19 protein-coding genes are annotated in these 12,477 nt (G+C 69.2%); 12 read left to right on the top strand and 7 right to left on the bottom strand.

Annotated elements, in window-relative coordinates:
* Nucleotides 1-106 precede the first annotated feature (106 nt).
* Both FHX73_RS42895 and FHX73_RS42890 read left to right on the top strand, forming a co-directional pair.
* Nucleotides 107-310, top strand: coding sequence for a hypothetical protein (locus tag FHX73_RS42895; RefSeq protein ID WP_145911559.1), 204 nt, complete (start codon nt 107-109; stop codon nt 308-310).
* The gene (locus tag FHX73_RS42890) at nt 307-501 is read left to right on the top strand and encodes a hypothetical protein (protein ID WP_145911558.1); all 195 of its coding nucleotides are present in this window, start codon (nt 307-309) and stop codon (nt 499-501) included. The genes FHX73_RS42895 and FHX73_RS42890 overlap by 4 nt, the downstream gene beginning before the upstream one ends.
* On the opposite strand, the gene FHX73_RS42885 is transcribed toward FHX73_RS42890, so the two are convergent.
* From FHX73_RS42885 to FHX73_RS42865, 5 genes are all read right to left on the bottom strand, one after another.
* On the bottom strand, nt 498-704 hold the full coding sequence (locus tag FHX73_RS42885; RefSeq protein WP_145911557.1) for a hypothetical protein: 207 nt from the start codon (nt 702-704) through the stop codon (nt 498-500). The genes FHX73_RS42890 and FHX73_RS42885 overlap by 4 nt on opposite strands.
* Before the next feature lie 14 nt (nt 705-718).
* On the bottom strand, nt 719-1,261 hold the full coding sequence (locus FHX73_RS42880) for a hypothetical protein (RefSeq protein WP_145911556.1): 543 nt from the start codon (nt 1,259-1,261) through the stop codon (nt 719-721).
* A 111-nt stretch (nt 1,262-1,372) separates the two neighbouring features.
* Nucleotides 1,373-1,792, bottom strand: a complete 420-nt coding sequence (locus FHX73_RS42875) for a hypothetical protein (protein ID WP_145911555.1) — start codon at nt 1,790-1,792, stop codon at nt 1,373-1,375.
* Nucleotides 1,793-1,816: 24 nt separating this feature from the next.
* Nucleotides 1,817-2,224, bottom strand: a complete 408-nt coding sequence (locus FHX73_RS42870) for a hypothetical protein (protein WP_145911554.1) — start codon at nt 2,222-2,224, stop codon at nt 1,817-1,819.
* A gap of 28 nt (nt 2,225-2,252) precedes the next feature.
* Nucleotides 2,253-3,017 (bottom strand): hypothetical protein, encoded by a 765-nt coding sequence (locus FHX73_RS42865; protein ID WP_145911553.1) that lies wholly within the window; start codon nt 3,015-3,017, stop codon nt 2,253-2,255.
* A 316-nt stretch (nt 3,018-3,333) separates the two neighbouring features.
* Here FHX73_RS42865 and FHX73_RS42860 point away from each other — a divergent pair, with 316 nt between their 5' ends.
* The 8 genes from FHX73_RS42860 to FHX73_RS42825 all read left to right on the top strand — a co-directional run bounded on the left by FHX73_RS42860 (nt 3,334) and on the right by FHX73_RS42825 (nt 9,134).
* Nucleotides 3,334-4,452: a radical SAM/SPASM domain-containing protein gene (locus FHX73_RS42860; protein ID WP_145911552.1), complete on the top strand. Its 1,119-nt coding sequence runs from the start codon at nt 3,334-3,336 to the stop codon at nt 4,450-4,452.
* Entirely contained in the window at nt 4,449-5,078 is a 630-nt protein-coding gene (gene tmk / locus FHX73_RS42855; RefSeq protein ID WP_246214240.1) for a dTMP kinase, read from the top strand. Before FHX73_RS42860 ends, tmk begins: the two co-directional genes overlap by 4 nt.
* Nucleotides 5,068-5,910, top strand: a complete 843-nt coding sequence (locus FHX73_RS42850) for an endonuclease/exonuclease/phosphatase family protein (RefSeq protein ID WP_246214239.1) — start codon at nt 5,068-5,070, stop codon at nt 5,908-5,910. The genes tmk and FHX73_RS42850 overlap by 11 nt, the downstream gene beginning before the upstream one ends.
* 34 nt (nt 5,911-5,944) lie before the next feature.
* Nucleotides 5,945-6,268 (top strand): MazG-like family protein, encoded by a 324-nt coding sequence (locus FHX73_RS42845; protein ID WP_145911550.1) that lies wholly within the window; start codon nt 5,945-5,947, stop codon nt 6,266-6,268.
* Between the two features lie 336 nt (nt 6,269-6,604).
* A complete protein-coding gene (locus tag FHX73_RS42840; RefSeq protein WP_145911549.1) occupies nt 6,605-7,555 on the top strand; it encodes a hypothetical protein in 951 nt (316 codons plus the stop codon).
* A gap of 86 nt (nt 7,556-7,641) precedes the next feature.
* Nucleotides 7,642-7,923 (top strand): DUF397 domain-containing protein, encoded by a 282-nt coding sequence (locus FHX73_RS42835; protein WP_145911548.1) that lies wholly within the window; start codon nt 7,642-7,644, stop codon nt 7,921-7,923.
* Between the two features lie 264 nt (nt 7,924-8,187).
* Nucleotides 8,188-8,664, top strand: a complete 477-nt coding sequence (locus FHX73_RS42830) for a hypothetical protein (RefSeq protein ID WP_145911547.1) — start codon at nt 8,188-8,190, stop codon at nt 8,662-8,664.
* A complete protein-coding gene (locus FHX73_RS42825) occupies nt 8,661-9,134 on the top strand; it encodes a hypothetical protein (RefSeq protein ID WP_145911546.1) in 474 nt (157 codons plus the stop codon). The genes FHX73_RS42830 and FHX73_RS42825 overlap by 4 nt, the downstream gene beginning before the upstream one ends.
* Nucleotides 9,135-9,156: 22 nt before the next feature.
* Here FHX73_RS42825 and FHX73_RS42820 read toward each other — a convergent pair whose 3' ends face one another.
* Entirely contained in the window at nt 9,157-10,251 is a 1,095-nt protein-coding gene (locus tag FHX73_RS42820; protein ID WP_145911545.1) for a site-specific integrase, read from the bottom strand.
* Between the two features lie 235 nt (nt 10,252-10,486).
* Between FHX73_RS42820 and FHX73_RS42815 the strand changes: the two genes are divergently transcribed.
* Nucleotides 10,487-11,218, top strand: coding sequence for a hypothetical protein (locus FHX73_RS42815; protein ID WP_145911544.1), 732 nt, complete (start codon nt 10,487-10,489; stop codon nt 11,216-11,218).
* 293 nt (nt 11,219-11,511) lie between these two features.
* Nucleotides 11,512-11,796 (top strand): hypothetical protein, encoded by a 285-nt coding sequence (locus tag FHX73_RS42810; RefSeq protein ID WP_145911543.1) that lies wholly within the window; start codon nt 11,512-11,514, stop codon nt 11,794-11,796.
* Between the two features lies 1 nt (nt 11,797).
* On the opposite strand, the gene FHX73_RS42805 is transcribed toward FHX73_RS42810, so the two are convergent.
* Nucleotides 11,798-12,415 carry a DUF6372 family protein gene (locus FHX73_RS42805; protein ID WP_145911542.1) on the bottom strand — a complete coding sequence of 206 codons (618 nt, stop codon included), beginning with the start codon at nt 12,413-12,415 and terminating at the stop codon, nt 11,798-11,800.
* Nucleotides 12,416-12,477: the final 62 nt, after the last annotated feature.

The following is a 12,477-nucleotide window of genomic DNA, read 5'->3' as shown; positions in this document are numbered from 1 at the left end:
CAAGCACCTCTCTCCCCGCAGCCGACAGGACTCGGCAGCTGGGGGAGGGGTGCCCTGCCGTGCTGCCCCTACACCCCACGAAGGGGTGAACAGGGAGGAGTGACAGATGCGTCGAGCAGTGTTCCCGGAGCGGTCGTGCCGGGCGATGGTGGGCGGGGAGTTCCAGAACTACTCGTGCGAGGTGGTCGAGCACCACAACGGCCCATGCGCCAGCGGGTCGGTCCCGGCCTCGGTCACGGTCCGAGAGCGCTGGGAGGAGGCCAACCCGCAGCTGGCCTCCGAGACCGCAGGCCCGGAGGTGTGGGTATGAGCGGCTTCCCGCCTCCGCCGACGGACGACCCGGGCCGGGCCCTGGCCGACCCGCTGGTGGCGCAGATGCAGCGCCTGCACAACTGGCTGGCCGTCCACCGGCCAGTCGACCTCGCGGCGGCCCGGGAGGGCGAGAGCGCGGTGGACGTTGCCCTGAGGCTGATGGCGCTTCTCCCGGGGACGGAGGGCTAGAACAGGGCCAGGTGCTCCTCGGCCTGGTGGAGTTCCAGACCCGGGATGGCGGCCTGGGGCGGGATCGCGGCCTTGAGGCTCCCTGGGCAGCTGGTCAGGTCGACCTGGGCACGGGGGCCGGGAGGGTCGTGCCGGGCGTAGCGGTTGCCGGGGATCGAGACCTCACGGCCGCAGATCCGGCAGTTGCTCCGGGGGTACTTCACTGTCGCTCCAACCGTCAGGGGGCGGTGCCGCCGTCCATCACGATGGCGACCTCGGCACTCAGCGCAGTGAAGATCGGGCCGGGCGGGACCACGTCTGGCCCGGGGACGACCCCGTGGGTCTGGCGGTACTCCTCAACGCGGATCTTGTAGTCCTCGTGCTCGCGGGCCAGGGCGCGCAGGAGACTGCTGGTGAGCAGGGTGAAGTCGACGGCGTTGGGAGTGCCGATGTCGACCCGGACGGCGTCCACGTGGGCGGCCAGCTCGCGGGTCATGACGACTGTGCGGGTCGACGGCGTCCCGACGCGCGGCAGGCGCTTGGTGGCGGGGAGGGCGGAGGTCCGGCGCCAGGGGGTGGTGTGGGCGGGGTGCTGGGAGAAGTCGATCTGAGCAGCGTCCTCGGGAGCAGGCGACGGCTCCGGTGTCTGGCGGTCGTGCTCCTGCTTTGGGCGGCGCCGTTCGGCGCGCGCGGGGCTCTGTTCGCGAGTCCGGCCGCCACGGCGTCCGGCGCGGGCTGGCGGCGTCGTGGCTTCGCTGGTGGAGGCAGGGTTGGCGGTCATACTCCGCAGTGTAGACATGGAACGGTGACTCCTACAGATGGGCAGTTGCTTATCTGCTGAACACGTCGGCCCCGTCGCTCGGGAGAGCGACGGGGCCGGGCAGGTTGTGTGTCAGGAGGCGGGCGCAGCGGGGTCCTGGTCGAGGTCGGGCATGCCCAGGACGCGGGCGGCGTACCAGGCGGCGGTGGAGGCGTCCGGATTGTTGTGCTTCCGGCTGAGGTAGTGCAGCAGGGCCGCGTCGGCGGTGTACATGCGCTGGGGGTCCTTCTTGCCGTCGATGACGACCGCGAACCACGTGCGGTTCTCGCCGTTGAACTTCTCCACCAGCTCGGCGATGTAGGTGTCGCCGGTGGTCGGGCCCAGGGAGATGATGTTCTCGATCCGGCCCCGGCGGGCCGGGCGGATGCTGTCGGGGTAGAAGAGGTCGCTGGCTCGCGAGTACTGCTCGACCTCGGCCAGGCCGCGCTCGGCGAGCGCCTCCTGGCGCTTCTGCTGCCACTCGGTGGGGCCACTGCTGGTCTCGGTGCTCATGGCGCTCCTTCAGGTGATACGTGGTCAGGTGGTGCCCTGGGCGGCGACCGGATGGTGGTGGGCGACGGCGGCCAGGGCCCGCAGGTTGAACCGGGCCGTGAAGACGGCCCTGTTGATCTCGTCGCGCATGTACTTGGCGGACTCGAACGCTGCCATGTCGCGGGGAACGATCGGGCCGCCCTCGTACTGCGCCAGGACGATCGTGTCCGCGCGGGGGAGCCGGATGCTGACGGTGATGTGGAACAGCACCGCTCCGGCGTCCTGCTCCTCCTTGTCGAGGAGCTGGTGGTCCGGCGGGCAGTCGGCGACCTTGAGGTGGACGAAGAGGCAGTCCGGGTCGGTGGAGCGCTCGGCGGTCAGGAACGTCGCCTCGCCGTTGTGGTCGAGGCGGATGTCACCCCACGGGTGCTCGCGGGGGTGGAGCTGGTGCACGGCGTCTCCCGGTGTCGGTGAGGACGGGTCAGTTTCCCAGGTTCTGGTTCTGGGGGGAGGCGAGGACGGCGAGCAGGGGCTTGATCTGGTCGCGCCGGAAGATCACCGGGGTGCGGCCGTGAAGGTTGGGCTCGGTGCCGGACGCGGGCAGCAGCTTCTCGGTCTCCGTGGTGACGGCCCACAGCGCCGCCTCCGGCTCCCGGCGGTTCCAGTAGTCGACGAACTCGCCGATCTGGGAGTCCAGGGGGCGCAGCCAGGCGTCGTCGTCGAGGCGGGCGGCGAAGTTCTGCAGGCCGCCGGTGGTGGTGGCCAGGAAGGGGTTCTCGCGCGGCGCGAAGACCAGGTAGAGGGTGGTGTAGTCGCCGGTGGCGTCGATGACGGTGGGGGTGGCTCGCAGCTCGACCTGGGCGGTGATGCCGCGCTGCTTGAGGGCCTCGGCGGCGTACTCCTGGACGCGGTTGGCGACGTCGTCGGCGATCTGCTGGGCATCTTCGTCGGAGCCGTAGGTGGACTCCCAGATCGTGGTGTCCACGATGGTGGCGATGTCGAACTGGGCTTCGAGGGTGTTGCTCGGGGGGAGCACGTCGGTCCTGATGTGGCCGGTCTGCCCGATCAGGGCGCACAGCTCGGTGCGGAGGTTGGTGCTCAGCATGGTCTCCACGGTGAGGGAGGCGAGCTGCTGGGTGATCTCGGCCTTGTTGCGCTCGGTGCCGTAGGTGCCCTCCCAGTCGTCGATCGTGAGGGTGATCTTGACGGGGGTGGTGATGCCGACGAGCTGCGGAGTCTTGGACATGGCCTGCTTCCCGTTCGTGGTGGTTGGCGACATGGACGACAGTAGTGCACTCGATTGAGTATGCGCAACCCAGTTCACTAACTTGTCCGGCGAGCTGCGGAAACATGCCAGCAGCACATGCCAGTCGTAAGTAACTGACATTTATTCAACTCGCCTTCTTGTCAGGATGGTTGATCCAGTGATGAAGTGGTCACCGCAAGCAACCGGGCGCCAGACGGGCCCGGTCCCCGCTGACCACCTCGACGCACGGCCCAAGCACCGAGACGCCCCGCCACCACGGGGCGCAGCAGTGCCTCCGGCCTGATGGGGGACACCCATGAGCGAGAAGACAGCACGCCGGATCATGACGGACGAGCAGGCCGTGTCCTGCTACTTCCGGACCTCCGTCGTGGAGCCCTACCGCAAGGCGCTCGTCCAAATCAACGAGCCCTGCAACCTCGGCTGCGCCCACTGCTTCGTCAGCGCCCTCAAGACCGGCGTGACGATGCCGCTGGAGGACATCCGGACCAAGGTCATCCCCCAGCTGAAGGCGGCCCGGGTCACCCGGGTGACCCTCACCGGCGGAGAGCCGTTCCTGCACCCCGACTTCCTCGCCGTCACCGCCGCCTTCCGCGACGCGGGCATGGGCGTGGGACTGTGCACCAACGCCACCCTGATCACGGACGACCACATCACGGCCCTGGCCAAGATGGGCGACATCCACGTGAACGTCAGCCTGGACGGCTTCGCCGCCGACTCCCACGGCAAGTTCCGGGGCGACCGCGAGTCGTTCTACACCACCGTGGAGACGGTGAAGCGGCTGGCCCAGGCCGGGCTCCTGCAGGGCCTGCTCTGCACCCCGAACAACCTTGCCGAGGACGAGGAGTACGCCCAGCTGTGCGCCTTCGCCAGCGAGCAGGGCGCCTCCTACGTCCTGATGAACCCGCTCTCCAGCATGGGGCGCGGCGTCAAGAGCAAGAACAAGCTCGCCCGGTCGGACGACCACATGCGGCACATCCACGACCTCACCTCCCCGTTCGCCAGCGACCAGCTCGACCTGGTCCACATCCGCTTCCCCAACGACACCAAACCCCTCGCGAACTGCGAGGCCGGGACGATCATCTACGTCTTCGCCCCGGGCGAGGTCACCGTCTGCCCCTACCTCGTCTTCGCCGCCCGGACCCCGAATTCCCAGCACGCCGACACCGAGTTCATCGTCGGCAACATCTTCACCGACACCGACATCGCCGACCGCCTGGACGCCTACAACTTCCACGAGCGGTACACCGTCGGAGCCAACCCCACCTGCGGCAGCTGCTCGATGGCAGACGGCTGCGGCAAGGGATGCCCGGCCGCCGTGGTCGCCGCCGGGGAGCGCATCGGCGCCCTCGACGCCGAGATGTGCCCCGTCGCCCCGAACAAGCGCGCCCTGCTGCCCGTGGTGGCCGTCTCGTGAGCGACACCGAGCGCGGCCTGTTTGTCGCCTTCGACGGCCCCGGCGGCGTCGGCAAGTCCACCACCGTCGCCGCCGTCGGCCACCTCCTGACCACAGCCGGAACGGCAGTCCACGCCACCACCGAACCCTCCCGGGCCAACCTCGGCGAGATCGCCCGGCACGGCACCGAGACCTACACCGGCATGTCGCTGGCCTGCCTCGTCGCCGCCGACCGTTACCACCACATCGCCACCGAGATCACCCCCGCCCTCGAACGCGGCGACACCGTCCTGTGCGACCGCTACGTGGGCTCCTCCCTGGTGCTGCAGCGGCTCGACGGCATCGACCCCACGACGATCTGGGCCATCAACCAGCACGCCATCACCCCGGACCTGACCGTCGTGCTCACCGCCGACCCCGAGGTCATCCACGCCCGGCTGACCGCCCGGGGCACCCACAGCCGCTTCGAGAAGATGCCCGGAAGCAGCCGTAAGGAAGCCGCCCTCTATGAGGAAGCCGCTACCTTCCTGGAAAAGGTCGGCTACCCCACCCTGATCATCGACTGCACCAACCGCAGCCCTGAGCGGGTCGCCGACATCATCGTCTCCAGGATCGGCACCCTGCGGAGGGGAACCAGTGGCAACTGAGGCAGCGACACCGGCCCGACCCGGCCTGAGCTTTCTCACCTTCAACATCGGCGGCCCGGCGCTGGAGCGTGCACAGCGCCAGCTCGCCTGGCTGGCCCAGCGCCCCGAGGACGTCTTCGTCCTCACCGAGACCACCCCCGGACCCGGCTGCGCCTACCTGGCCGACCGCTTCCGGAGCGCAGGCTACGAGGTGGCCTACCCCGTTCCCGACAAGGGCGAGCGCGGCGTCATGATCGTCTCCCGGCTCCGGCTCGCCGCGCACCAGCCCGTCACGCTCGACTACCTGCCCTACCGGGCCGTCTCCACCGCCGTGCACACCACCGACGGCCCGCTGGAGATCCTCGGCCTCTACGTCCCCTCCAGGGACGCCACCGCCGCCAAGACCGAGCGCAAGGCCCGCTTCATCGCCGAGTGCCAGGACCGCACCCCCGAGGGCACCGGCACCCCCAGGATCGTGATGGGCGACCTCAACATCCTGGAACCCGACCACCGCCCCCGCTACCCGATCTTCCGCCCCTTCGAGTACGACTACTACCGCTGGTTCGGCAAGACCGGCTACCACGACGCCTTCCGGCACGTGCACCCCGGCGCCCAGGAGTACTCCTGGGTGGGACGGACCAACGACGGCTACCGCTACGACCACGCATTCGTCTCCACCCCCCTGCTCGGCCTCGTACACTCCTGTGCGTACGTCCACGAGCCCCGCACCGAGAAAAACCTCACCGACCACTCGGGCCTGACCCTGCGCGTGGACGTGACCGGGGACCAGCACCTCACGGTCTCCGACCCGACCAGCACGCCGGAGCCCGAACCGGAGACCACCCTGTTCTGAGCGACGGCGCCCCGACCCGAAGCGGACGCAACGCATGGAACAGCAGACCTGGGACCACATCGGCGATCTCGTCGCCTGGCTCGACGGCAAGAGCACCCTGCCGCCCGAGACGGAACGCCTCCTCCGCATCATGAAGATCGGGGAGGAGGTGGGCGAGGTCCACGAGGCCGTCAGCGGAGTCCTCGGTCAAAACCCCCGCAAGGGCATCACCCACACGTGGGAGGACGTCAAGAAGGAGATCGGCGACACCATCCTCACCGGGATGGTCGCGCTGTACACCCTCGCGGGCCCCGACGCACCCAAGATCTTCCAGGAGCACCTGGAAGGGGTCGCCGCACGAGCCCGCGCCATCCAGTAGCCGCCGGACCGGCCCGGTAGTAGCAGTACCAGCCCCAGCCGGGAAGGGGCACCCACACCACCCACGAACGCCCCGCGCAGGTTGCCGCACGGGGCGGCCCGCACCGCTTGAGACCCCAGCTCCCCGGTAGGTCTCGCGTGCGGACCAAGGCGGTTCCCCCCACCCGCCTGTCGGAGGCCCGAGGCGCCGGAAACCCCCGGGCCTCCGACGAACCCGAGACTCCCTGCCCCGGCCGAGCCATGACAGTAGCTGGTTGATCGGTCAGAAAATCACCTTCAGCTGTTCGGCCGGGACAGGGCCACCACACCGGGATTCACCTCCAAGAGGGGCCTGACCTTGTCCTTGATCACGTTCGTGAACCTCAACGGTGAGCACGACTTCGGCGGCGAGAACTCCGCGCACTGGCGCGAGGCCCACGCCTACCTGGCCATGCTCACGCGGAAGTACCGCATCGCCGCCATCGCCCGGCAGGAGCTGACCCACTCCCGCGCCAACGGCAAGCGCCTGCTCTTCGCCGCCGGGCACGCCCTCGGCATGACCGGCTACATCGCCGCCTCCAGCACCCGGGAGAGCCCCAACGCCCCCGGGATCTTCGTCAACGAGCAGCTGCTGCGCGTGGTCGCCGACTACCCGCAGGAGACCGGCTGGTGGCACCCGGCCTGCCAGATCAAGACCGTCCGGGCCGGGACCGAGGCCAGCCCCGAACTCAACCTCGCCTCCTACCACCTGTGCTCGAACGACGCCGAGTGGCGCCGCCGCGAGGCCCTCATGATGGTCAAGTGGGGCAAGAACGAGCAGCGGCCCAAGGACCCGGACGACCGCTTCGGCGAGCGCGTCCAGACCACCTACCCCTGCCTGTGGTTCGGCGACCAGAACTCCTACAGCGGCGACGAAGCCGACCGCGCCACCCTGCCGGACTGGGACGTGGTGACCGACCTGCCGTTCCGGGCCAACCGCACCACCGCCGACGGCCGCCACGACACCGGCCCCTGGGACGTCATGACCCGGGCCGGGTTCACCGACCTCGCCCTGCACGCCCACAAGCACCTCGGCCAGGAGCTGCAGGGCACCGCCAGCCTGATCCGCACCGACCAGGGCAACCCCGACGGCATCCGCCGCCCCCGCATCGACTTCGGCTGGGGCAACGGCTACATCCCCGAGACCCTGGAGGGCGTCGAGATCATCACCAAGCCGATCGGGAGCTGGACCGACCACGGCATGGGCCTCTTCCACTTCCGGATGAACGACTTCTGGGACGCCGTGGCCGCTACCGCCAGCCCCCGCTGACCAGCTCGTCCAACCCGCCCACCGGCGTCGGCTCCCAGCGGTACGCTGATCCACGAACCGCAACCAGAAGGGCACCCACCCACCCCATGACCGACGAAAGCGCTGGACCCGACCTGCCGTCCAACGGGAAGCCCGTCCTGGACCTCACCGGGGCCGAATGGATCTCCGCTGACCCCGAGGGGATCATCCAGATCGCCTTCGTCGAGGGCTACATCGTCATGCGGGACGGCCGCAACCCGGACGGCCCGACCCTCACCTACACGCCCAACGAGTGGAGGGCCTTCGTCCTCGGCGCCCGCGACGGCGAGTTCGACCTTGACCCGCAGTCCTCGACCCCGGCCTGGGCGACCCCAGCGCCCCAGGACTAACGGCCAGCCCGTGCCCCGGACCCTGAACAGCAGGGCCCGGGGCACAGTGGCGCCCGGAAGTGGTAGACAGTCAGTGACGGCACCGCTACACTGTCGCCACGCGGCAAGCCACGCACGCCGTGAGCCGTGGTCGGCGCCCACATCGCCGACCGCTTCGGTGAAGGTCTCCCGGGGCCCGTGCAGAGCGAATGCGTCCACTGGAATCGTGCCGACGTGCATCCGATCCGGCGGAGGTGTGGGGTCCGCCGCGTCAAGGAGCGCACCGTGTCGCCGAAGCACCAGTCGACCGCCAGCCGCCGGGCCCGCCAAGCCGCCCAATCCGGGGCCAAGTTCACCACCGCCCTCCTGCCCGCCGAGCCCGCCGAAGAGCTGCTCTCCGACGAAGAGATCGCCGCGATGCCGACCGGGTCGCCGGAGCGGATCGCCGCGATCCAGGCCCGGGAGCGGGCCGTCGCGCTGACCGCCGTCTGCAGCGCCGACACCACCGGGCCGTTCACCCTCCGCGTCCTCGACCCCAAGGGCGGAGCCGACCTCGTGCACCTGACCTACGACTGGGACGACTTCCGCCCGGCCTCCGCCGGGCACCGGCTCATCGAGCACGGCTACATGGTCCTCCCCAGCCGCCACTCCGGCTACGAGCAGGTGGCCGGGTGGACGCCCGCCCCGGGGAAGGACTGGAGCCAGTTCGAGCCCGGCAACGCCCAGGAGTGGGTCAACCTCGTCCTCCCCACCAACCGGTGACCGCGATGCACACCCCGCGCACCGAGGATCAGCAAGTCCCGTCCATTCCACGGCTGTTGGCCCAGCCGACCGCCTTCCCCGTCGGCGATGCCCTGATGGCCGCCGTCGTGCTCGCACCGTACGGCGGAGCAGGCCAGGCCGAGATCGACACCTTCCCCTCCTACGCCTCGCTGACTCCGCTCGACCAGGAGGCCCCGATGACGTCGCCATGGTGCTTCTGGGACGACGGCACCGGCGCCGTCACCTTGGCGTTCGACAAGCCGGGGGAGCCGGGCGCCGTGGAGGTGATCATGGAGCTGGACGAGCCCCCGGCCCTGTGGTGGGACCTCGCCCGAGGTCGGGCGCAGCTGGTGGTGGTCTGGCTGCCCCACCTCCGGCACCCGACGACGGAGGAGATGCTGGAGGCGATCAACACCCACTCAGGGTGGATGGCCTCGGCCCGGCGGGTGCCCACGGTGCGGTTCCGGTAGGGCGCCGGGTGCGCGGGGCGGGTCACAGGCCCGCTCCGCGCATCGCGTTCTCCTCCTCCTCCGGCCGGTCGTATCCCTTGGCAGCCGTGGAGCCGGGCACCCAGCCGCCCTGCTCCTCGATCGACGACCAGGTCTTCCCAGCCTTGCGGGCGATGCGGACGGCGGAGGCCCGGGTGGAGTGGGCCTTGAACGTGCGCCCGTGCGGGGCCTTGAGCCCAGCGCGGGCAGCGGCGTCGCGGACCAGGAGGCGGGCGTGGTCGGTGTTCAGGCGCCGGTCGAGGATGCGCCCGCCCCGGCTGAAAGGCCGCCACAGCGGGCCGGTGGTGACGCCCTGGACGCCCATCTCGCACAGCCACGCCTGCAGGTTCCCCACCGGGTCCGACAGCTCGTGCTCGCCGGGCGGGATCACGACCGTGCGCCCCCGGGCGGCCTGGTCGGTCTTGGAACGGCCGACGAACGCCCGCAGGTCGGCCAGCAGCTCCTGGTCGGCCGACTCGGGGTCCAGCTCGTCCTCGGTCACGTCTTCGATGTCCAGGGAGTTCCAGGCTTTGCGCCGGTTCATGGACGCCACCATGGTGCACAGCAGGGCCCGGTCGCGGACCCCGGCCGGGTGGTCGTTCGGGATGGTGAGCAGCATCTCGCGCAGCTGGTCGGCGTTGAAGGTGGCGGCCTGGTCGGCGCGGTGCCCGGCGTCGAACCGCTCGCGCTTGTAGGAGGAGAGGATGCGCCAACTCTCCTTCGTCTTGGGCCCCTTGCCGACTCCGTAGCGGGTCTCGTGCGCCATCACCACGGCGCCGATGCCCTGCCGGATCGCGGAGATGCCGTCGCTGCTATCACACCGCTCGGCCACCCAGTTGGACAGGTCGTCGTCGGTGCACGGCAGCGGCCGGACGGCGTTCTTCCAGCACCAGGCGAAGAACCGGTTCCACTCGCGCTGGTAGGCGCGGCGCGTCTCCTCCGGGGTGGACTGCTCCAGGCGGCGCCGGGCCGCGTCGGACAGACCCGGGCGCGTTCCAGCCCGGCCGTCGGCGACGACGAGGGAGGTCCCGCGCAGCGGCGGAGCCTCGGGCGGCTGCTCGTCGACCAGCTCGGCGTCGACGATCTCGGTGGCGGTCACCGGCGGTCCTCAAGGGCGTGAGATGGAACCATGTCCAGCCCACGCTACAGGCTACTCATGAGTAGCCTGCGGTAACCTCCATTACCGCAAGCTACTCATGAGTAACATCCAAGGCGGCTCTCCGGTCCCATCGAGAGGATTTGATTATCAACTCTCTATATTTCATTTCTGGAAAGGATGGGATGTTTCGTGAAACCCCCGATGCCGACTGGATTGGTGCTAGATAATCGCCTTCATGCAAATGATTCACCCACGAATCAGCCGCCAAAAGCAGCTCCGGAACGGCCAGCGCGTCAGGGTGCGCGGAATCTGGAGCGAAGGCGCCGGGAAAGTCCACGTCGTACGCAGCTACACGCATCGGAATAAGACCAGGCATCTAGTCGCCGATATGGGGCTGTGTGCGGATCTGGAGACCTTGGAGGTTGTCTGCGCCCTGGCGACCATGCTGCGGATCACGGCTCCAGTACCCATCCAGATGCACTTCTCGCGCCACACGTCCGCACTGGCATGGAACCGCCTCCTCGCCGGAAGCGCCGTCCGCCTCCGCTCCCGATCGCCTCAGATCGAGACGCTCATTGCACAGGCAGCTTCGAAGGCCCTGCAGATGGGGGCACGGCTCACTGTGGTGGAGGAGGCTGGAGACTCAGCGCAGCGCAACATCGCCATCTCCACCCAACTGAATGCTGCTGCTGCTGAGCAAATCACCCCCCTGACGACGTGGTGCGACGACGCCCTGGAGGCATGGGACAGGAGCGGCCAGGCTCAGAAGCCCAGCCGCTGCGTGTGCGGGAAGATCCCCTTTACGTGGGACCAGGCCGAACAGCAGCTTCTCGAATTCAAGATCCTGCACGACGTGCGCGGCAACGAGGCACGACGGGAGCGCCGGATCTACGCATGCCGGACAGTCCCCTGGACATGGCACTTCACCTCCTCGGAGAACTGGTATGCGGGCGAGACGGTCACCTGACCTACTGCTGCGCGAGGGGCGGATCTCATCGTTATAGAACGGTGACATTCAAGGCGGGTCGAGCTGCGGGGACCTGAAGCGTCGTGCGTTGCGTCTGATGGCAGCCGAGCCGCATCCAGCACCGCCACCAGGCGCTGCTTCGGGGCAGCCAGAGCAGCGATCTTCCCCTCCGAGCGGCCAAATTCCTGCGGTGTGAGGACAGTTGAAGCACAGGGGCTCGATGCGTAGCGTCAGTGCTGTCGGTGATCGCCGACCACCTCCACCACATCACCCCAGGAAGGGGCTTACTCGGCATGGCCAAGAAGACGAACCCGGACGTCGTCATCCTGCGCGCGTACATCGTGCTGCGCCCGAGCGACGGCGAGAAGATCAGCGGCGGGGACTTCGGCACCCTCTCGGGAGCCGTCCCGGAGGAGTGGGACGGCCACTCGTTCGAGCTGTACGACGGCGACGGCGAGACGATCGCGCTCCTGAGCGCCGACGTGCGGTGCGAGGACATGCGGCGGGCGAAGCTCGCGCCGGACGTGGACCAGGACACGGTCGCGGCGGCCTGGGAGGCGGGCGAGACCGTCGCCTGACCTACTGCTGACCGGAGGCCACGCCGTCCTGCCGGGCGGCGATGGCCTGGTAGCAGTCCAGGCACACCACCACCATGCCGGTCTCGACCTCGGCGGGCTCGGGGGAGAAGACCTGCCTGGAGACCACCCGGACGAACAGGCCCGGCTGCCCGGCCCGCAGGCAGACCCCGGGTGCCTGGTGGAAGAACTGGCAGGCGCACCGGCAGCCCCCGGGCTGGCGCTGCTCCCAGCCGAGGTCGACCGGCAACTTCACGGTGAGGACCGGAAGTTGAAACAGCTCACCCAGCTCATCGAGCTGGCTGAGCGTGCCCCGGATCATCATGATGGCCCCCGTCAGCGCCAACGGGTCCTCGCCGCCCAGGCGCAGGGCGGCGAGCGGGTCGACGGTATAGGCGCAGGAGACCGACCGCAGAACCTCTGCCAACTCGTGGACGTAGAACTCCTGCTCCACGAGCGAGCGCAGTGCCGTCAGGGCGTCTGGCAGCTCCTCGGTACCGTAGGGGCCGAGGTCGCTGATCTGGGCGGTCAGTGCCAGCAAGGTGAGGCTGGTCTCCTGCAGCCGCTGGTACGCAGCGAGGAGCCGCTGCACGTCCGGGTGGTCCTCTGCCTTGTCGGACATGGCTGCTCCGCTGTCTGAGATGGTGTTAGCTGCTGGAAGGTCGGTCCGATGGAGGCTACCGC

The organism is Kitasatospora viridis, from assembly GCF_007829815.1.
Lineage (GTDB): Bacteria > Actinomycetota > Actinomycetes > Streptomycetales > Streptomycetaceae > Kitasatospora > Kitasatospora viridis.
The sequence above is the reverse complement of the archived record's forward strand: the minus strand, read 5'-3'. Positions and strand labels throughout refer to the sequence as shown.

Coding starts and splice junctions, on each gene's coding strand:
- FHX73_RS42890 (WP_145911558.1), top strand. CDS start 307: ATGAGCGGCTTCCCGCCTCCGCCGACGGACGACCCGGGCCGGGCCCTG.
- FHX73_RS42895 (WP_145911559.1), top strand. CDS start 107: ATGCGTCGAGCAGTGTTCCCGGAGCGGTCGTGCCGGGCGATGGTGGGC.
- FHX73_RS42875 (WP_145911555.1), bottom strand. CDS start 1,792: ATGAGCACCGAGACCAGCAGTGGCCCCACCGAGTGGCAGCAGAAGCGC.
- FHX73_RS42835 (WP_145911548.1), top strand. CDS start 7,642: ATGACCGACGAAAGCGCTGGACCCGACCTGCCGTCCAACGGGAAGCCC.
- FHX73_RS42865 (WP_145911553.1), bottom strand. CDS start 3,017: ATGTCCAAGACTCCGCAGCTCGTCGGCATCACCACCCCCGTCAAGATC.
- FHX73_RS42880 (WP_145911556.1), bottom strand. CDS start 1,261: ATGACCGCCAACCCTGCCTCCACCAGCGAAGCCACGACGCCGCCAGCC.
- FHX73_RS42805 (WP_145911542.1), bottom strand. CDS start 12,415: ATGTCCGACAAGGCAGAGGACCACCCGGACGTGCAGCGGCTCCTCGCT.
- FHX73_RS42815 (WP_145911544.1), top strand. CDS start 10,487: ATGCAAATGATTCACCCACGAATCAGCCGCCAAAAGCAGCTCCGGAAC.
- FHX73_RS42810 (WP_145911543.1), top strand. CDS start 11,512: ATGGCCAAGAAGACGAACCCGGACGTCGTCATCCTGCGCGCGTACATC.
- FHX73_RS42860 (WP_145911552.1), top strand. CDS start 3,334: ATGAGCGAGAAGACAGCACGCCGGATCATGACGGACGAGCAGGCCGTG.
- FHX73_RS42845 (WP_145911550.1), top strand. CDS start 5,945: ATGGAACAGCAGACCTGGGACCACATCGGCGATCTCGTCGCCTGGCTC.